The 17,303-nt window shown below is 72.9% G+C and carries 19 protein-coding genes; 6 read left to right on the plus strand and 13 right to left on the minus strand.

Annotation, left to right across the window (positions count from 1 at the left end):
* Together FHX78_RS06550 and FHX78_RS06555 are read left to right on the plus strand one after the other, a co-directional pair.
* Entirely contained in the window at positions 1–360 is a 360-nt protein-coding gene (locus FHX78_RS06550; RefSeq protein ID WP_145866525.1) for a DUF742 domain-containing protein, read from the plus strand.
* Complete coding sequence (locus FHX78_RS06555) at positions 347–943, plus strand: GTP-binding protein (RefSeq protein WP_145866526.1); 597 nt, start codon at positions 347–349, stop codon at positions 941–943. Before FHX78_RS06550 ends, FHX78_RS06555 begins: the two co-directional genes overlap by 14 nt.
* 45 nt (positions 944–988) lie before the next feature.
* Here FHX78_RS06555 and FHX78_RS06560 read toward each other — a convergent pair whose 3' ends face one another.
* The 10 genes from FHX78_RS06560 to FHX78_RS06605 form a co-directional block, all read right to left on the minus strand.
* A complete protein-coding gene (locus FHX78_RS06560; RefSeq protein ID WP_145866527.1) occupies positions 989–1,945 on the minus strand; it encodes an ABC transporter substrate-binding protein in 957 nt (318 codons plus the stop codon).
* A gap of 75 nt (positions 1,946–2,020) precedes the next feature.
* Positions 2,021–2,686 carry an ABC transporter permease gene (locus FHX78_RS06565; RefSeq protein WP_145866528.1) on the minus strand — a complete coding sequence of 222 codons (666 nt, stop codon included), beginning with the start codon at positions 2,684–2,686 and terminating at the stop codon, positions 2,021–2,023.
* Positions 2,683–3,381, minus strand: coding sequence for an ABC transporter permease (locus FHX78_RS06570; RefSeq protein WP_145866529.1), 699 nt, complete (start codon positions 3,379–3,381; stop codon positions 2,683–2,685). Before FHX78_RS06570 ends, FHX78_RS06565 begins: the two co-directional genes overlap by 4 nt.
* Positions 3,378–4,508, minus strand: coding sequence for an ABC transporter ATP-binding protein (locus tag FHX78_RS06575; RefSeq protein ID WP_167531702.1), 1,131 nt, complete (start codon positions 4,506–4,508; stop codon positions 3,378–3,380). Before FHX78_RS06575 ends, FHX78_RS06570 begins: the two co-directional genes overlap by 4 nt.
* A gap of 188 nt (positions 4,509–4,696) precedes the next feature.
* Positions 4,697–5,572, minus strand: coding sequence for a phosphogluconate dehydrogenase C-terminal domain-containing protein (locus FHX78_RS06580; RefSeq protein ID WP_145866530.1), 876 nt, complete (start codon positions 5,570–5,572; stop codon positions 4,697–4,699).
* Entirely contained in the window at positions 5,572–6,372 is an 801-nt protein-coding gene (locus FHX78_RS06585) for a sugar phosphate isomerase/epimerase family protein (RefSeq protein ID WP_145866531.1), read from the minus strand. The genes FHX78_RS06580 and FHX78_RS06585 overlap by 1 nt, the downstream gene beginning before the upstream one ends.
* Complete coding sequence (locus FHX78_RS06590) at positions 6,372–7,151, minus strand: triose-phosphate isomerase family protein (protein WP_145866532.1); 780 nt, start codon at positions 7,149–7,151, stop codon at positions 6,372–6,374. The genes FHX78_RS06585 and FHX78_RS06590 overlap by 1 nt, the downstream gene beginning before the upstream one ends.
* On the minus strand, positions 7,151–7,624 hold the full coding sequence (locus tag FHX78_RS06595) for a ribose-5-phosphate isomerase (RefSeq protein ID WP_145866533.1): 474 nt from the start codon (positions 7,622–7,624) through the stop codon (positions 7,151–7,153). The genes FHX78_RS06590 and FHX78_RS06595 overlap by 1 nt, the downstream gene beginning before the upstream one ends.
* 12 nt (positions 7,625–7,636) lie before the next feature.
* Positions 7,637–9,370, minus strand: coding sequence for a dihydroxyacetone kinase family protein (locus FHX78_RS06600; protein ID WP_145866534.1), 1,734 nt, complete (start codon positions 9,368–9,370; stop codon positions 7,637–7,639).
* A complete protein-coding gene (locus tag FHX78_RS06605) occupies positions 9,367–10,734 on the minus strand; it encodes an MFS transporter (protein ID WP_145866535.1) in 1,368 nt (455 codons plus the stop codon). Before FHX78_RS06605 ends, FHX78_RS06600 begins: the two co-directional genes overlap by 4 nt.
* A gap of 243 nt (positions 10,735–10,977) precedes the next feature.
* On the opposite strand from FHX78_RS06605, the gene FHX78_RS06610 reads away from it, so the two are divergent.
* Positions 10,978–11,751, plus strand: coding sequence for a FadR/GntR family transcriptional regulator (locus FHX78_RS06610; RefSeq protein ID WP_145866536.1), 774 nt, complete (start codon positions 10,978–10,980; stop codon positions 11,749–11,751).
* A 147-nt stretch (positions 11,752–11,898) separates the two neighbouring features.
* Positions 11,899–12,291 carry a hypothetical protein gene (locus FHX78_RS06615; protein ID WP_145866537.1) on the plus strand — a complete coding sequence of 131 codons (393 nt, stop codon included), beginning with the start codon at positions 11,899–11,901 and terminating at the stop codon, positions 12,289–12,291.
* Between the two features lie 101 nt (positions 12,292–12,392).
* Here the strand turns inward: FHX78_RS06615 and FHX78_RS06620 are convergent, their stop codons facing one another.
* The 3 genes from FHX78_RS06620 to FHX78_RS06630 form a co-directional block, all read right to left on the minus strand.
* The gene (locus FHX78_RS06620) at positions 12,393–13,139 is read right to left on the minus strand and encodes an FAD:protein FMN transferase (protein ID WP_145866538.1); all 747 of its coding nucleotides are present in this window, start codon (positions 13,137–13,139) and stop codon (positions 12,393–12,395) included.
* A 1-nt stretch (position 13,140) separates the two neighbouring features.
* Positions 13,141–13,539, minus strand: a complete 399-nt coding sequence (locus tag FHX78_RS06625) for an FMN-binding protein (RefSeq protein ID WP_145866539.1) — start codon at positions 13,537–13,539, stop codon at positions 13,141–13,143.
* A 64-nt stretch (positions 13,540–13,603) separates the two neighbouring features.
* Positions 13,604–14,944: a ferredoxin reductase family protein gene (locus tag FHX78_RS06630; RefSeq protein ID WP_145866540.1), complete on the minus strand. Its 1,341-nt coding sequence runs from the start codon at positions 14,942–14,944 to the stop codon at positions 13,604–13,606.
* Positions 14,945–15,092: 148 nt separating this feature from the next.
* Between FHX78_RS06630 and FHX78_RS06635 the strand changes: the two genes are divergently transcribed.
* Both FHX78_RS06635 and FHX78_RS06640 read left to right on the plus strand, forming a co-directional pair.
* A complete protein-coding gene (locus tag FHX78_RS06635) occupies positions 15,093–15,782 on the plus strand; it encodes a response regulator transcription factor (protein WP_189908589.1) in 690 nt (229 codons plus the stop codon).
* On the plus strand, positions 15,779–17,224 hold the full coding sequence (locus FHX78_RS06640) for a sensor histidine kinase (protein ID WP_145866541.1): 1,446 nt from the start codon (positions 15,779–15,781) through the stop codon (positions 17,222–17,224). The genes FHX78_RS06635 and FHX78_RS06640 overlap by 4 nt, the downstream gene beginning before the upstream one ends.
* The last annotated feature ends 79 nt before the right edge of the window (positions 17,225–17,303 follow it).

Below are 17,303 nucleotides of genomic sequence, written 5' to 3' on the forward strand. Positions count from 1 at the left end.
GTGGGCGGAAGCGACTCGGCGGGCCGGCTCGTACGGCCGTTCACCCTGACCGGGGGCCGGACCCGGCCCAGCCGCGCCGACTTCACGCTCATCACGACGGTCACGGCGGTGGATCCGCAGCCCCAGGCGGCCGGCCGGCCGCAGCCGGAGCACCTGCGGATCCTGCGGCTGTGCGAGCGGCCGCTCGCGGTGGCGGAGCTCGCCGCACGGCTCGACCTGCCGGTGAGCGTGGTCGTCATCATGCTGTGCGACCTGCTGGAGGCGGGCCGGATCACCGCCCGCCCGCCGCACCCCGTCAACCGCACCACCCCGGATCTGGACCTGCTGCAGAAAGTGAGGGAGGGCCTTGGCCGGCTCTGAGACCATCGCTCGGGTGTCCGCCGACCGTGCGGCACCCGACACGGTCAAGATCCTGATCGCCGGTGGCTTCGGCGTGGGCAAGACCACCATGGTCGGTTCGGTCAGCGAGATCGTCCCGCTGCGCACCGAGGAACCGCTCACCATGGCGGGACTGGACGTCGACGACCTGGAGGGCGTGGAGGAGAAACGTGCCACCACGGTGGCGCTGGACTTCGGCCGGATCTCCGTGTCGGACGATCTCGTGCTGTACCTCTTCGGCACCCCGGGGCAGCAGCGGTTCTGGTTCATGTGGAACGACCTGGCCGTGGGCGCCCTGGGCGCGGTGGTCCTGGTGGACGTGCGCAGACCCAAGTCCAGCTTCGCCGCGATCGACTTCTTCGAACGCCGGGGCATCCCCTTCGTGATCGCCGTCAACGGCTTCCACGGGGAGCACCCGTACCCGGTCGAGGACATCCGGGACGCGCTGACGCTGCCGGAGGGCGTGCCGGTGCTGCTGTGCGACGCGCGGGAGCGGGACTCGTGCCGGGACGTGCTCATCGCGCTGATCGACCGGCTGATCGCCGAGGCGGCCCCGGCGCGGTGAGGTGTGCGGGGTGCGGCGGCCCGGGCCGCCGCACCCCGGCGGGGATCAGTCCAGGCCGGCCGACTTCAGCCAGGCCTTGGCCACGTCCAGCGGGTCCTTCTTGTCCAGCTGCACCTGGGCGTCCAGGTCGAGGAGGGTCTCGGTGTCGAGCTTCGCGGAGACCGCGTTGAGCGCGTCGACGCCCTCCTTCGGCAGCCCGGCCTTGTTCACCAGCGGGGTGACGTTGGCGAACCCGAAGAGGTTCTCCGGGTCCTTCAGGACGACGAACTTCTCCTTGAGGATGGTCGGGTCGGTGGTGAAGATGTCCGCGGCCTGCACCGTGTTCCTGGTCAGCGCCTCCTGGGTGAGCGGGCCGCCCGCGTCGAGCGCCTTGAAGGACTTGAACTTCAGCCCGTAGACGCTCTCCAGGCCCTTGAGGCCCTGCTGCCGGGTCTGGAACTCGGGCGAGCCGCCGATCACCAGCTCCGGTGCGGCCTCCTTGAGGTCGGCGAGGGTGGAGGAGGCGGTGAGGCCGTACTTCTTCGCCGTCTCGGCGTTGACGCTGACCGAGTCCTTGTCCTCGGCCGGGGACGACTCCAGCAGCGTCAGCTTCTTGTCCAGCTTGGCCTTGACGGCCTCGTTCACGGCGTCCGCCGACTCCTGCCCGGCCTCGGGGTCGAGGTAGGCGAGCAGCGAGCCGTTGTACTCCGGCAGGACGGTGACGGAGCCGTTCTTCATCAGGCCGTACGTCGTCTCGCGGCTGCCGATGTTGTGCTTGTAGCTGACCTCGAGGCCCTTGGCGCGCAGCGCCTCGCCGTAGATGTCGGCGAGCAGGGTGCTCTCGGCGAAGTTGTTGGAGCCGACGACGACGGTGCCCGCCTCGGCCTTCTCGCCCTCGAGGGGGTTGTCGGAGGTGTTGTCGGAGGAACAGCCCGCGAGCAGCGCCGCCGCGGCGGTGAGCGCGACGGCCGCCGCGCCGGTGTGCCTCGTGATGGACCTGCTGCTCTTCGCGCTAGAAGTCATGCGTCGATCCAATCCAGCTGTTTCACGGTCGGTCAAGAACATCCTGATCACGGTTTGCCACGGGGTGACGGGGCGTCAGCGCCGGCGCACCCCGGGCGACACCGCGAGCCGTCCCGCCGCCCAGAACGCGGCGAGGGTGAGCAGCGCCAGGACCGCCACCAGCGTGGCGCCGCCGACCACCTTCTCGTAGTCCCGCTGGTAGAGCCCGTCGACGATGTAGCGGCCGAGGCCGCCGAGGCTGACGTAGGCGGCGATGGTGGCCGTGGAGACGATCTGGATGGCCGCCGAGCGCAGTCCGCTGAGGACCAGCGGGAGGGCGACCGGCAGTTCCACCTGGAACAGGATCCTCGACTCGCGCATCCCCATGCCCCGGGCGGCGTCCACCGGGGAGGGGTCGACGGAGCGGACCGCCTCGTAGGTGGTGACCAGGATCGGCGGGACGGCGAGGACGACCAGCGGGATCATCACGGGCAGCAGTCCGAAACCGATCAGCAGCACGGCCAGCACGAGGAGGCCGAAGCTGGGCAGGGCGCGGGCGGCGTTGGCGATGAGGGCGAGGGCGTTGCCGCCGCGTCCGGTGTGTCCGGTGAGCAGGCCGACGGGCAGGCCGATCGCGGCGGCGACGGCGAGGGCCAGCAGCGAGTACTGGACGTGTTCCCAGAAGCGCTGCGGGATGCCGTCGTAGCCCTGCCAGTGGGCGCTGTCGCTGAAGAAGGCGTGGACGAAGTCGAGGACGTTCACCGGGCCGCTCCCTCGGCCGTGAGCGGTTCCGGCCGGGCGGCGGCCTTCGGACGGGCACCGCGGGGCATCCAGGGGGTCAGCAGCATGCGCAGCCCGACCAGCAGGGCGTCGCACACGATCGCCAGGACGGCCATGGTGAGCACGGCGTTCACGGCGAGTTCCGGCCGGTCGTACTTCTGCGCGGCGGCGAGCAGGTTGCCGAGGGCGCCCTGGTTGCCGATCAGGGCGCCGACGCTGACCAGGGAGATGCTGGAGACGGTGGCCACCCTGAGTCCGGCCATGATGGCGGGCGCGGCGATCGGCAACTGCACCTGGAGGTAGCGGCGTACGGGGCCGAAGCCCATGGCGGTGGCGGCGGCCAGGGTCTCCTCGGGGACCGAGCGCACACCGTCGACGATGGCCGGGACCAGCACCACCAGGCTGTAGACGGCCAGCGGGATCATCACGGTCAGCTCGGTCTGGCCGGTGTAGTCGATGAGGACGACGAAGAACGCCAGCGAGGGGATGGCGTACAGCACGGTCGTCAGGCCGAGCACGGGCGGGTACAGCCAGCGGAACCGCACGCACAGCTGGGCCAGGGGCAGCGCGAGCAGCAGTCCGGCGGCCACCGGCAGCAGGGACTCCCGCAGGTGCAGCCCGATCAGGCCGGCCCAGCTGTGCTGGAGGTCGCTCGGGATGTCGAAGAAGCCGTTCACTTGGCGACCCCGGCCTCGTCCCGGTGCGCCCGGCTCTCGTGGTGGGCGGCGCGGATCGCCTCGCCGATGGTCTGCTGGGAGACGACGCCGGTCACCCGGCCGCCGCCGTCCACGGCGACGGCCCAGCCGGTGGGCGAGAGCACGGCGCAGTCCAGGGCGACCCGGAGGGAGTCGGTGCCGGGGACGAACGGCCGCCCGTAGGGCAGCAGCCGGTCGGTGGTGACGTCCCCGGCGGTCAGGTCGTCGCGTTCGGCCCAGCCCAGCGGGCGGCCGTCGGGGTCGGTCAGCAGGAGGTGCGGGGCCCGCGCGGCGGCGATCCGCTCGGCGGGCGCGTCGGCCGGGAGGACGGCGTCGGTGGTCAGCTCCAGGGCTGCGGAGGCGAAGAAGGACAGCCGGCGGATGCCGCGGTCGGCGCCGAGGAAGTCCTCGACGAAGCCGTCCGCGGGGGCGGACAGCAGCTCGGCGGGCGGCGCGTACTGGGCGAGCCGGCCGCCCTCGCGCAGCACGGCGACCATGGTGCCGAGTTTGATCGCCTCGTCGATGTCGTGGGTGACGAAGACGATGGTCTTGCCCAGTTCCTCCTGGATGCGCAGGAGTTCGTCCTGGAGTCCCTTGCGCACCACGGGGTCGACGGCCGAGAACGGCTCGTCCATCAGCAGCACCGGCGGGTCCGCGGCGAGCGCCCGCGCCACGCCGACGCGCTGCTGCTGGCCGCCGGAGAGCTGGTACGGGTAGCGCCGGGCGAGCGCGGTGTCGAGTCCCACCCGCTCCATCAGCTCCGCCGCCCGCTCCCGGGCGCGCTGCTTGCCCCAGCCGAGCATGCGGGGCACGGTGGCGATGTTGTCGACGATGGTGCGGTGCTGGAACAGCCCCGCGTTCTGGATGACGTACCCCATGGACCGGCGCAGGGTGGTGACCGGTTGCCGCTGGACGTCCTCGCCGTCGAGGAGGATGGTGCCCTCGGTGGGTTCGACCATCCGGTTGATCATGCGCAGGGTGGTCGTCTTGCCGCAGCCCGAGGGGCCGACGAGGACGGTGATCGAGCGGTCGGGTATCTCCAGCGACAGCCGGTCGACCGCCACCGTGCCGTCCGGGTACCGCTTCGTGACTGAGTCGATCCGTATCAAGACGCCGTTTGCCCTTCGGGTGGCGGATTCTTCTGGTCCAGGTCGAGCAGGCAGGTGCCGGTCGAGTCTAGACGCCGCCTGTGACAACCACCCGGCGGCGCGGCTCCGGACGGATCACTCCGGGGCCGCCGCCCGGGGCCCGTGCCGCCCCGGGGAACGGGCGGCACGGGGGTCGGGACGCGCCCGGGTCAGCGCCTGATCTCCTTGATCTTCAGCATGCGCGTGATGACCTTGTCGAGTTCCTCGTCCTCGAAGACCTTCTTCCAGTCGTCGCGGACGATGGACTCCCGGCCGTAGTCCATGGCGATCAGGCAGGCGTCGGAGAACGGGTTGGAGCCCTTGAGGGTGTTGGCGAGGGCCACCTGGGTGTGGCCGAGGAGCATGGCGCGGGCGGCCTTCTCCGGCACGCCGACGGTGTGCACGGTCTCGTGCAGGGCCTCGGTGAGCAGGGCGCCGACCATGCAGGCGATGGTCTCGACGAGGGTCGGCTCCAGCACGGCGAGCTGCTTGACGGTGACCCAGTGGACGTCGACGACGGGCGCGTACATCACCCGGATGACCGATTCGGCCAGTTCCCGCTTGGCGCTGTCGCCGCCCTCGTACGCGGCGACGACCTCCTGCGGGGCGGCGATGCCGCCGAAGGTGTCCTGCCACTCCTCCTTGGTGGTGCGCTCCAGGAACACCGACGGGTGGCAGGGGTGGGCGCACGCGTAGTGGATGTCCTCGCGGGCGTGCAGCAGTCCGGCGTAGGCGGCGGCCGGGTCGAGGGTGAGGACGACCGTGCCGGGCCTCATCAGCGGGACGAGTTCCTCGGAGACGGTGCCGAGGACGACGTCCGGCACGGCGAGGACGACCACGTCGGCCTCGGCGGCGGCGGCCGTGGACTCGGTGAGGTCCCGGCCGAGTGCCCGGATCAGCTCCTGGCCCTTGGGGGACGCCTCGCTGAAGAGCACCCGGAAGTCGCTCTCGACCAGGTTGTCGGAGACGCGCTGGCCCATCTTGCCGGCGGCCCCGATGACGGCGACGGTCCGCACGTCGGTCCGGTGGGTGGTCTCGGTGGCCATTACTCGCTCCTCAGAAGGGTGTTGATGCTGTGCTGCGTCCACTGGTGTTCGAGCCGGGCGGTGGCCTCGAAGCCCTCGTCCTGCCACGGGAGCCAGTGCTCCACGATCTGGTTGATGCCCCGTTCGCCGGGGCGGACGGCGGCGACCATGCCGTCGTGGTCGAGCAGGCCCTCGCCGAGCGGGCAGCCGGCGTAGGTGAAGCCGACCCAGCCGTCGCGCCGGGTGAAGGCGAAGTCCTTGACGTGGATGTTGACGACGTGGGGCGCGGTGGCGGCGACCACGTCGGCCGGGCGCTCCAGCCGGGCGACGCTGTTGCCCGGGTCGAGGACGACGCCCAGGTGCTCGCTGCCGACGCCGCGGACGACGGTCAGCAGGTCGTCGGTGGAGACCTGCTCGTAGGTCTCCAGGCCGAGGGTGACGCCGGCGTCCGCGTAGCGGGGCACGGACTCCTTCAGCAGGGCCGTGGCCTCGGTCGGGTCCGGCCGGTGGCCGGGGACGTGGAGCATGGACCGCACCAGGGTGACGTCCAGCGCGCCCGCGATGTCGAGGTGGGTGAGCAGGTGGTCGGTGCGAATGCCCCGGGTGCCGAGTTCCAGGCGGATGCCCAGGTCGCGTGCGGTGTCGCGGACGTCGGCGAGCCGTGCGGCGTCGTAGCCGGCCAGGGGGGCGTAGTCGCAGATCTGGAAGACCTCGCCGCCCAGTGCGGCGGTGTCGCGCAGCATGTCGGTGAGCGTCATGGGCCGCGGGGCCCGCTCCGAGATCCGCCAGAAGTAGGCGTAGGTGCTGATGCCGTACGCCATCACGCCACCGCCGTCGGGGCCGGGACGTGGAGTTCGTCGAGGACGGCCTCGATGTTCGCCGGGTCGTGGGCGAAGCGGCCGAGGAAGAGGCCGTCCGCGGCGCCGGCGAGGCGGGTGAGCAGTCCGGGGCCGGCGCTGCCGCCGTAGATGACGGAGGAACCGGTGTGCTGCGGCTGGTCGTCCAGCCAGGCCCGGAGGGCGCCGCACACGGTCGTGATGTGCTCGGCGGAGGCCGGTTCGGGCGCGCCGATGGCCCACTGGGGTTCGTAGGCGAGGACGACGGTGCCCTCCAGGCCGCGCAGCAGGCGTTCGGCCTCGGCGACGGTGCGCTCGGCGGCCTCGCCGGGGGTGCCCCGGTCGCGTTCGCCGACGCAGAGCACCGGGGTGAGGCGGTTGCGCAGGGCGGCTGCCGTCTTGGCGGCGACGACGGTGTCGCCCTCGCCGTACATGCGGCGCCGCTCGGCGTGGCCGACCTCGGCGTAGCGGCAGCCGATCTCCCTGAGCACGGGGCCGCCGACCTCGCCGGTGTAGGGGCCGGTGTCCTCGGTGGCGATGTCCTGGGCGCCCAGGCCGATGCCGTACGGGGTGAGGATGCCGGCGGCGGGGACCAGGGTGGGGAACGCCGGGAGGACGAAGAGGCGGGCCGCGCCGGAGGTGACGGCGGGGTGGCGGTCGGCCAGGGCGGCGACCCTGCGGGCCCAGTTGAGGGTCTCGTGGTGGCCGAAGTACATCTTCAGGCTCACCCCGAGCAGGACCGGCGGCGGTGCGGGGTCGGACATCAGGCGGCTGCCTCGTCGTTCTCGTAGTCGCACATGAGCTGGACCTTGGCGGCGGAGGCGGAGGTCTCGTCGAAGCGGTAGGTGAGCCATTCGGCGGCCAGGCGGCGGGCGAGTTCGAGGCCGACGACGCGCTGGCCGAAGGTGAGGACCTGCGCGTTGTTCGACAGGACGGCGCGCTCGACGGAGAAGGAGTCGTGCGCGGTGACGGCGCGGATGCCCTTGACCTTGTTGGCGGCGATGGCGACGCCCAGTCCGGTGCCGCAGACCAGCAGGGCGCGGTCGGCCTCGCCGCGGGCGACCAGTTCGGCGGCGGCGATGGCGACCTTGGGGTAGGCGGTGTGGCCGTCGGCGTCGACGCCGACGTCGGTCACCTCGGCCACGAGGTGGTGGTTCTCCAGGTCCCGCTTGAGGGCTTCCTTGTACTGGTGGCCGGCGTCGTCGGAGCCGACGACGATGCGGAGCTTGTCGGTCATGGGGGGCCTTCCTCAGTGGTCGTTGCGCAGTACGGCGTGCACGGCGCGGGTGATGAGGGCGAGGGAGTGGGCGCCGGCGTCCGGGGTGCCGAGGGACTTCTCCGCGTGCGGGCGGGCGCGTCCCTTGCGGGGCAGCAGTCCGGCGGTGGCCGCGGCCGCCGTCTCGGCGGCGTGGGCGGCGCGGTCCCAGGCGTCGGTCAGCGGGGTGCCGTCGGTGACGGCGGCGGCGAGGGTGTCGGCGAAGGGCACGAGGACGTCGACCATGGTCTTGTCGCCGACCTCGGCCCCGCCCAGCCGGCGTACGCCGGCGGACGCCTCGGTGACGCCCGCGGCGACGCGGGCCGCGGTCGGGGCGTCGTCGTCGCCGAGCGCCGTGCCCAGCGCGCGCAGGACGGTGCCCCACAGGGCGCCGGAGGTGCCGCCCGCGCGGTCGGCCCAGGCGTCGGCGGCCCGGGTGAGCAGGGTGCCGGCGCCCGCGCCGAGGGCGAGGGCGTCGGCCGCTGCCCGCCGGGCGGCGGTGGAGCCGCGCCGCATGCCGATGCCGTGGTCGCCGTCCCCGGCGACGGCGTCGATCCGGCCGAGTTCCTCGGCGTGGCGGTCGACGGTGTCGGCGACGGCGCGCAGGGCGGTGAGGACGGTGGCGGCGGCCTCCCGGGAGGCGGCGGAGGCGGCGGGCACCGGGGTGTCGTCGCTGTCGTCGTCCGCCGCGCCCGTACGGGTGGGCGTCTCGTCGGCGCCGAGGGCGCCCTTGCGGTGGGCGGGGGTGTCGGCCGGGGCCCGCCACAGCCGCTCCAGGCGGTCGTCGAGCCAGGTCAGGGTGAGGGAGACGCCGGCCATGTCGAAGCTGGTGACGAGTTCGCCGACCTCCGGGTCGACGATCTCGACGCCGGCCTCCGCCAGCAGGGCGGCCACCGTGCGGTAGACGACGAAGAGTTCCTCGTACTTGACCGAGCCGAGGCCGTTGAGGACCACGGCCGCGCGGGCGCCCTCGGGGGTGCTCACCCCGTCGGGGAGTTCCTTGAGGAGGGTGCCGACCAGGAGGCGGGCGGCCTCGTCGGCGGTGGGCACGGCCTCCTCGCCGATGCCGGGCTCGCCGTGGATGCCGAGGCCGACGGCCATGCGGCCCTCGGGGACGGTGAAGAGGGGCTCTCCGGCGCCGGGCAGGGTGCAGCCGGAGAAGGCGATGCCGAAGGAGCGGGTGCGGGCGTTGGCGTGGGCGGCGACGGCCAGCACCTCGTCCAGCGGCAGGCCCTCCTCGGCCGCGGCGGCGGCCGCCTTGAACACGGGCAGGTCGCCCGCGATGCCGCGCCGCTGGGCGGTGTCCGCGGGGCCGGCGCTGGAGATGTCGTCGGTGACGGCGAAGGTGCGCACGTCCACGCCCTCGCCGGCCAGGCGTTCGGCGGCCTGCCCGAAGTGCAGGACGTCGCCGGCGTAGTTGCCGTACATCAGCAGCACGCCCGCGCCGGCGTGGGCGGCGCGCGCCACGGAGCGGATCTGCCGGGCGGAGGGCGAGGCGAAGACGTTGCCGACGGCGGCGCCGTGGGCGAGGCCCCGGCCGACCAGGCCGGAGAAGGCCGGGTAGTGGCCGGATCCGCCGCCGATGACGACGGCGACCTGGCCGCGGGGGGTGCCGGCGGCGCGGACCACGCCGCCGGTGACGGAGCGGACCCAGCGCCGGTGGGCGGCGGTGAAGCCCTCCAGGGCCTCGTCGGCGAAGGCGGCGGGGTCGTTGAACAGGCGGGTCATCGGTGGGCCTCCATCGGCTGCCGCTCGGTTCCGGGCGCCGGTTCGGCGATGCGTTCCCGGGCGGCGAGCCGGACCATCAGGGCGGCGGACAGCAGCATGAAGAAGCCGACCAGGTAGAGCGGCGCGTAGTAGGCGCCGGTCCAGTCCTTGAGCCAGCCGGTGATGTAGCCGGCGGCGAAGCCGGCGACGTTGCCCGCCGTGTTGATCAGGGCGATGCCGGCCGCGGCGGCGGCTCCGGTCAGGAACCGGGAGGGCACGGACCAGAAGACGGGCAGGGCCGCGAAGATCGAACAGGCGGTCACGGTGATGACGGCGATCGTGGCGGTCGGGGAGCCCATGTACAGGGCGAGCGGGATGGAGAGGCCGCCGACGACGGCGGGTCCGGCGACGTGCCAGGTGCGGGTGCCGTGCCGGGTGGCGTGCCGGGTCCAGAAGAACAGCACCACGGCGGCGGGCAGGTAGGGGACGGCGGTGATCCACGCCTTATCCATCACGCTGAACGTGGTGTCGTACTGCTCCTGGAAGCCGCCGATGATCGTGGGCAGGAAGAACGCCAGGGCGTACAGGCCGTAGACGAAGCCGAAGTAGACCATGGCCAGGACCCAGACGCGGCCGCTGGTGAAGGCGGTTTTGAGGTCGCCCTTGGCGTGCTGGGTCGCGTGGCCGGTCTTCCGCGCGTTCTCGGCGGCGAGTTCCTTGGTCAGCCAGTCGCGTTCGGCCGGGGTGAGCCACTTGGCGTCGGCGGGCCGGTCGATCAGGTAGAAGTAGGCGACGATGCCGAGGACGATCGCGGGCAGCGACACGAACAGGAACATCACGCGCCAGCCCTCGAGGCCGAACAGGCCGTGGCGGCCGATGAGCCAGCCGGCCAGGGGCGCGCCGAGGACGGTGGTCAGCGGCTGGGCCAGGTAGAACAGGCCGAGGATCTTGGTGCGGTGCCGGGCGGGCACCCACTGGCTGAGGAAGAGGATGGCGCCGGGGAAGAAGCCGGCCTCCGCCACGCCGAGCAGGAAGCGCAGGGTGTACAGCTGTCCGGAGCTGGAGACCCAGGTGAACAGCAGCGAGACGATGCCCCAGGTGACCATGATCCTGGCGAGCCAGCGGCGGGCCCCGAAGCGGTGCAGCGCCATGTTGCTGGGGACCTCGAGCACGATGTAGCCGAGGAAGAAGATCCCGGAGGCGAAGCCGAACTGGGCGGCGGTGAGGGCGAGGTCCGCGCCCATGCCGTTCGGCTCGGCGAACGAGATGGCCGTGCGGTCCAGGTAGTTCACGAAGAACATCAGCGCCACGAACGGCACGAGGCGGACTGAGACCTTCTTGATGGCAGTTCTCTCGACTGCCACGGAATGCGTGTCGGCACCCATGGGCGACTCCTCGGCTCGCCCGGACAGCTGTGTCCGGGTTGGGTCTCCCGGCGGTTCTTCCTGCGGGGAGCGGGGAAGGGCCGGCCGGATCGCCTTCACCGTAAGCCGCCACCCAAAATTGGTCACCAATTTACCAGTGTAGGGAACGTCACAGATGCGAGGATCGCCCGAGTCTTGACATCGGGGCCGTCGAGCGGAGTGAACTGCCTGGTCAGTGCCCTGGGGCCGAGATCTGGTTGACTGGTGACCGTGACCAGTCAGCCCGATCAGCAGAACGCCGCGGCCGCCACCGACCTCGCCCGGCTCCTGCGCCCCGTGGTGCGCGAGTCCTCCGTCAGCGAGGTCGCCAAACGCCTCCTGGACCACCTGTCGGCCGGGGACATCCGGCCCGGCACCCGGCTGCCGGCCGAACGCCAGCTGGCCGAGGCGCTCGGCGTCGCCCGGTCGAGCGTGCGCGGGGCGCTCTCCGCCCTGGACGTCCTCGGGATCATCGAGATCCGCCCGGGTTCCGGGTCCTACGTCCGCGAGGGCACCTCGGAGTTCCTGCCCCGGGCGATCAACTGGGGGCTGATGCTGGGCCAGCGGCGCACCCAGGACCTGGTCGAGGTCCGCACCTACATGGAGGGCGTCTCCGCCCGCCTCGCCGCGGAGCGCGCCACCGACGCCGACGTCGCCCGCCTGGAGGAGCACCTCCAGCACATGCGGGAGGCCCACGGGGACGTGGCGGCCTTCATCGACGCCGACATCGCCTTCCACCTGGAGTGCGCCCGCATCGCCCGCAACAGCGTGCTCAGCGACATCCTGCACAGCATCCGGGCGCTGCTGCAGGTCTGGATGGAACGCGTCAGCGACCTCGAGGGCACGGTCAGCGGCACCCTGTGCGAGCACGACGCGGTCCTGCGCGCGATCCGCGACCGCGACCCGGAGGCGGCGGACCGGGCGATGGCCGCGCACATGCGCATGGCCAGCGCCCGCCTCCAGGCGTCCATCGACGGCACGTCCCAGGGCGGTTCCTGAACCGGTGGCCACCGGTCCACTCCGCGGTCCGGAGTCCCGGGCCGACAGCGGCGTCCGTTCTCAGCCCTTGGGTGTCGAAAGCGGTGCGCCACACGGCTGGTTCGCCGAGTCGGTCGCCTCCGTGCGCAAGCGGTAGGTTGCTGCGTCATGCTGCTGAACTTCACCCTTGAGTACTTCGCCGAGAGTTCCGCACGTCTACGGAAGTGGGGAGTGATTCTGCTTGCCCTCAGCGGAGGCCTGTGGCTCTGGTTCGCCGTCCTGCTGTTCACGCCCTACACCGTCGATCAGCCCCGAGGAGGCTCAGCGGACTGTGAGTCCCGGTTCTTCACCGACCGCCGGGAGGCCAACGCACTCGCGGCGGACGGTAGCCGGTGTGCCGCCGAACGCAACTGGCCCGAACTGCTCGCGGTCCTGGGCGCCTCGATCCCTACGTCCCTGGCGGGCACAGCGCTCTTCACGACGGGCGCTGTCAGCCTCCGCCTGAACCGGCACGTGTCCGCGGTGGCCGACGCCATCGCGCCACGGGACACCGCTTCCTGATTAACCGTCAGCTCCATGGCGCGGTCCGTCGAGGGCACCCATGCGCTCGACGGGACGACCTCCCTCTCCCGCCGACTCGCGACTCGACCGCGGCCGCGCGTTCATGTCCGTGACCGCACCGCGGAGTCCCCCGCCACCGGGAAGCCCGGCGTTCGCACGACCCGGTGGTGCGACGTCACCGCGAACACCTCGCAGCCGGGGCGCGCGGACGCCCAGTCGATGCCCTCCCGGCCCAGCGCGAAGGCCGCCGTGGCGACCGCGTCCGCCTCGGTCAGGGTGGGCGCGGTGACGGTCAGGCTGAGCAGACCGGTGGCCGGACGGCCGGTGCGGCCGTCGACGATGTGGTCGCCGCGCTCGTAGCGCGCGGAGGTCGCCACCGCGCCGTCGGTCACCTCCACGACGGCGCACAGCCGGCCGGCGTCCTCGGGATGCCGTACGCCCACCCGCCACGGACCGCCGGCGACGGCCACGTCCCCGCCCGCGTTGAGGCAGAACCGCCGCGCCCCGGCCGCCCGGAGCAGCTCGGCGCCCTTCTGCACCGACCAGCCCTTCACCACCGCGCACGGATCCAGCCGCCGCCCCGGCAGCCGTACGTCGAAGGCGCCGCCGGTCGCCGTCCGGTACCGCTCGCACAGAGCGAGGACCTCCGTGAGCCCGGGGCTGAGCCGGCCCGCGTCCAGCTCGCCCCGGTCCAGCCGGCTGACCTCGCTGTCCTCCCGGAACGGGCTGAAGCGGGCGTCGACTTCGCGCAGCCAGCCGAAGAGCCCGTCCGCCGCGCTGCCGGGGAACCCCGCGTCGTCGACGCGCAGCGACACCGGGAAACCCATGACGTGTTCGACCCGCCGCACGTCAGGAGTCCCGCGCGTCGAGGGCGGCTTGCAGCGACTCCCGGTAGCCGTCGCTGGTGACCGTGGCACCGGAGACGGTGTCGACGTCGGCGCTCTGGGCTTCCAGGGTCTCCTCGATCAGCACCGGGACGGCGGCCGTGGTCTGCGGGTGGTCCGGCTGCCGGAGCATCCGCACCGCGCTGATCCGGTCGCCGTCCAGGGTGACCTCGACCTGCACGGGGCCCTTCTCCGTGTCCACGGTGGGGCCCGTGACGACCCGGGTGGTGGAGCCCGGGGCGGCGGACACCGAGGGCGCCGGGGCGGCCGCCTCGGGAGCGGCCGTCTCCTGCTGCGGGGCGTAGCGCCAGACCGGGATCAGCCCGGCGACGGTCAGGACCAGGACGGGCAGTGCTCGCTTCACGGTGTTCTCCTCGTTCCCCTCGTTCTTCCCGTGCTCCTCGTTCTCCTCATCGCCACCGCGTCCGTCACCCGGCCAGGCTGAAGCGCTCGTAGTGGATCTGCCGTTTCGGTACGCCGAGTTCGCGCAGGGTGCGCAGGACCGCGGTGGTCATGCCGGGCGGTCCGCAGACGTAGACGTCCCGGCCGGTGAGGTCGGGCACGAGCCGGGACAGTTCCGCGGGGGCCAGCCGGTCGGGGACGGGCGGGCCGGTGATCAGGTGCAGCTCGGCGCCCTTGGCGGCGGCGAGTTCGCCCAGTTCGCCGTGGAGGACGGCGTCGGCCTCGGCCGACACCCGGTACAGGACCACGGCGTGGCCGGGCAGCTCCTCCAGCAGGGCGCGGATCGGGGTGACACCGACGCCCCCGGCGATGAGCAGGGTGTCCGGGCGGGTGCGGTGCAGGGCGGTGAACGCGCCGTAGGGGCCCTCGGCGAAGACGCGGGTGCCGGGTTGGAGGTGGCGCAGGGCGGCGCTGCCGTCGCCGGCCGCCTTCGCGGTGAGCCGCAGGGTGCGGCCGTCGGGCGCGGCGGACAGGGAGAACGGGTTCGCCTGCCACCAGCGGTCCTTCGTCAGGAACCGCCACAGGAAGAACTGGCCGGCGCGGGCGGGCAGCCGGTCCAGGTCGCGGCCGGTGATGTGGACGGACACCACGTCGTCGTTCTCGACGACGACCGCCGTGACCCGCAGCCGGTGGCGCAGGTTCCGCCACAGCGGCAGCACCAGCCGCCCCGCGAACACCGCGGTGAGGGCGGCGCCCCACAGCACGTACCAGTAGGCGGTGGCGGCGGGCGAGGCGGTGAAGGTGGACCCGACGGCGACCTGGTGGGTGAAGGCCAGCACCACGGCGACGTACGTGTAGAGGTGGATGAAGTGCCAGGTCTCGTAGGCGAACCGGCGCCGGGCGCGGCGGGCGGAGACCGCGCCGACGACGAGGATCAGGGCGAGCGCGACGACGGCGCGCAGCACGCCCTCGACGGTTTCGGCGAGGTCGACGAGCTGGTTCACCGGGTCCATCGAGGACATCCCGGCGTAGCCGAAGGTGATGAAGACCGCGTGGCCGAGGAGCGTCCACAGCAGTCCGAAGCCCACCCACCGGTGCCACAGGGTGAGCCGGTCCATGCCGATCCGTCGGTCCAGCCAGGGCAGCCGGGCGACCAGCAGCAGCTGGAAGGCCATCAGCAGGGCCGCGTACAGGCCGGTGAGGCGGCCGAGGAGGACCAGCGCGTTCGCGCCGAACCCGGCCCGGACGAAGAAGACGGCCACCACCAGGGCGTTGGCGGCGAGCAGCGCGTACAGCCCGGTGCTCGCCACCACCTTGGGGTGTCGCCCCGCGGTGGGGGGTGCGGGAGGCGCATGGACAGCTGTCACGCCGGATCTCCTTGATCGGGTCCTGGGACACCGAGCTTGGTCGCGGGCGCTGTCGATCCGCTGTCGGCCGACTTTCAAGTCCTTATCGATCGGGCCGCGATCGCCCACCGCCTCTGGCGCCGGAAGCCCGGTGCCGCAGTATGGGCGGGTGGAAAAAGTACGCCTCCTCGTCGTGGACGACGACCCGCCCATCGCCGACCTGGTGGCGACGGTCGCCCGCTACGAGGGCTGGGACGCGGTCACCGCCAACTCGGGAGAGGAGGCGCTGCGCCGCGCCGCCGAGTTCCGCCCGGACATCGTGGTGCTGGACCTGATGCTGCCGGACGTCGACGGCTTCGGCGTCCTGGACCGGCTGCGGCGCTCGGGCACGATGGTGCCGGTGGTGTTCCTCACCGCCCGGGACGGGGTCGCCGACCGGGTGGCGGGGCTGACCCGGGGCGGCGACGACTACCTGGTCAAGCCGTTCGCCGTGGAGGAGCTGATGGCGCGGCTGCGCACGGTGCTGCGGCGCAGCGCGGGGCCCGGGTTCCAGCGGTCGGTGCTGCGGGTGGCGGACCTGACCATGGACGAGGACACCCGCGAGGTGCGGCGCGGCGAGCGGCTGCTGTCGCTGACGCCGACCGAGTACGAGGTGCTGCGCTATCTGATGCGCCGGTCGCCGACCGTGCTGACCAAGGCGCAGATCCTGGACCACGTGTGGGAGTACGGCTTCGGCGGCCGCTCCAACGTGGTGGAGCTGGTGGTGAGCCGGCTGCGGCGCAAGCTGGACGACACCGGTGCGCCGCTCATCCAGACCGTGCGGGGCTTCGGCTACGTGATACGGCAGGCCGCCGAGTGACCGGCGCGGTGCGCCGGCTGCGGCGGACCTACCGGCGGCTGCGCCTGGGCACCCGGCTGGCGCTGGGCCTCGGGGCGCTGTCGCTGGCGGTGTTCGCGGTCGTCGGCACGGCCCTCACCGCCTACATGCGCGACTACCTGGAACGGCAGCTGGGCGACCAGCTGAAGCTGATCCAGACCGTGCAGGCCAAGGACGCGGCGGCGCACGGCACGGTGAAGCGCAAGCCGTACTACGGCTGGTACACGGCGGTGTACGACGTCTCCGACGACGCGGTCACCCTGCGCCGGCCCGCCGACGTGCCCGACGACACCCGGGCCTTCGCCGGCCTGGCGCGGGCGATGGCGTCCTCCGACACCGAGCTGATGCGCACCGAGCGGATCCACGGCGAGGGCGTCTACCGGCTGCGCGGCTGCGAGGTCGAGCCGGGGGTGGTGCTGGTGAGCGCCGCGCCGGTGGAGGACGTCGAGGAGACCGTCGGGCAGCTGATCACGGTGCAGGTCGTGGTGTTCGCCCTCGCGCTGGCGGCGCTGGTGGAGTTCGGGCGGCGGATGCTGCGGCGCGGGCTGAAACCGCTGAGCGACATGGCGCACACCGCGCACGGCATCGCCTCGCACGACCTGTCCGAGTCGGCGTCCCGGCTGCCGCTGCGCGCGGACGGGCGGGACGGCGGCCCGGAGGTCGCCGAGCTGCGCACCGCCTTCAACACGATGCTGGAGCACATCGACGACTCCCTCGCGGTGCGCGCGGAGGCCGAACTGCGGCTGCGCCGCTTCGTCGCGGACGCCTCGCACGAGCTGCGCACCCCGCTGATGTCGGTGCGCGGCTACGCGGACCTGTTCCAGTACGCCGCCGCCAACGAGCCCGCCGAGCGCGACCGGCACCTGGCGCGGCTGCGGGCGGAGGCCGCGCGGATGGGGGTGCTGCTGGACGACCTGCTGCTGCTCGCCCGGCTGGACGCGGCGGAGGTGGAGGCACCGCTGCGGACGGCGGACACGGACCTGGTGGAGCTGGTGCTGCAGGCCGCCGACGCGTTCCGGGCGGGCCACCCGGACCATCCGCTGACGGTGCGGGCCGGGGCGGGGCCGTTGCGGCTGCGCCTGGACCCGCAGCGCATCCGGCAGGTGCTGGACAACCTGCTCACCAACGCCGCCGTGCACACCCCGGCCGGCACCCCGGTGTCGGTGGAGGTCTCCGTCGCCGGCGGGGCGGCGCTGGTGCGGGTCGCCGACGCGGGCCCGGGCGTCCCTGCGGAGGACCGGGAGCGGGTCTTCGACCGCTTCTACCGTGTCGACAAGGCCCGCAGCCGCGACCGGGGCGGCAGCGGGCTCGGCCTCCCGGTCGCCCGGTCACTGGCGCGGGCGCACGGCGGCGACATCGACCTGAGCGGCGGGCCGGGCGCGACGGTGTTCACCGTACGGCTGCCCCTGGACGGCGGCCCCTGAGGATCCCCGGCTGTGACGGCTGCCCCTGAGGATCCCCGGCTGTCACGGGTGCCCCCGAGGATCCCCGGCTGTCACGGGT

The organism is Streptomyces capillispiralis, assembly GCF_007829875.1.
In the GTDB taxonomy this organism is placed as follows: domain Bacteria; phylum Actinomycetota; class Actinomycetes; order Streptomycetales; family Streptomycetaceae; genus Streptomyces; species Streptomyces capillispiralis.

Excerpts from the sequence above, each read along its gene's own strand:
- FHX78_RS06560 (WP_145866527.1), bottom strand. The coding sequence starts at position 1,945 with ATGACTTCTAGCGCGAAGAGCAGCAGGTCCATCACGAGGCACACCGGC.
- FHX78_RS06580 (WP_145866530.1), bottom strand. The coding sequence starts at position 5,572 with ATGGCCACCGAGACCACCCACCGGACCGACGTGCGGACCGTCGCCGTC.
- FHX78_RS06585 (WP_145866531.1), bottom strand. The coding sequence starts at position 6,372 with ATGGCGTACGGCATCAGCACCTACGCCTACTTCTGGCGGATCTCGGAG.
- FHX78_RS06590 (WP_145866532.1), bottom strand. The coding sequence starts at position 7,151 with ATGTCCGACCCCGCACCGCCGCCGGTCCTGCTCGGGGTGAGCCTGAAG.
- FHX78_RS06595 (WP_145866533.1), bottom strand. The coding sequence starts at position 7,624 with ATGACCGACAAGCTCCGCATCGTCGTCGGCTCCGACGACGCCGGCCAC.
- FHX78_RS06600 (WP_145866534.1), bottom strand. The coding sequence starts at position 9,370 with ATGACCCGCCTGTTCAACGACCCCGCCGCCTTCGCCGACGAGGCCCTG.
- FHX78_RS06605 (WP_145866535.1), bottom strand. The coding sequence starts at position 10,734 with ATGGGTGCCGACACGCATTCCGTGGCAGTCGAGAGAACTGCCATCAAG.
- FHX78_RS06615 (WP_145866537.1), top strand. The coding sequence starts at position 11,899 with ATGCTGCTGAACTTCACCCTTGAGTACTTCGCCGAGAGTTCCGCACGT.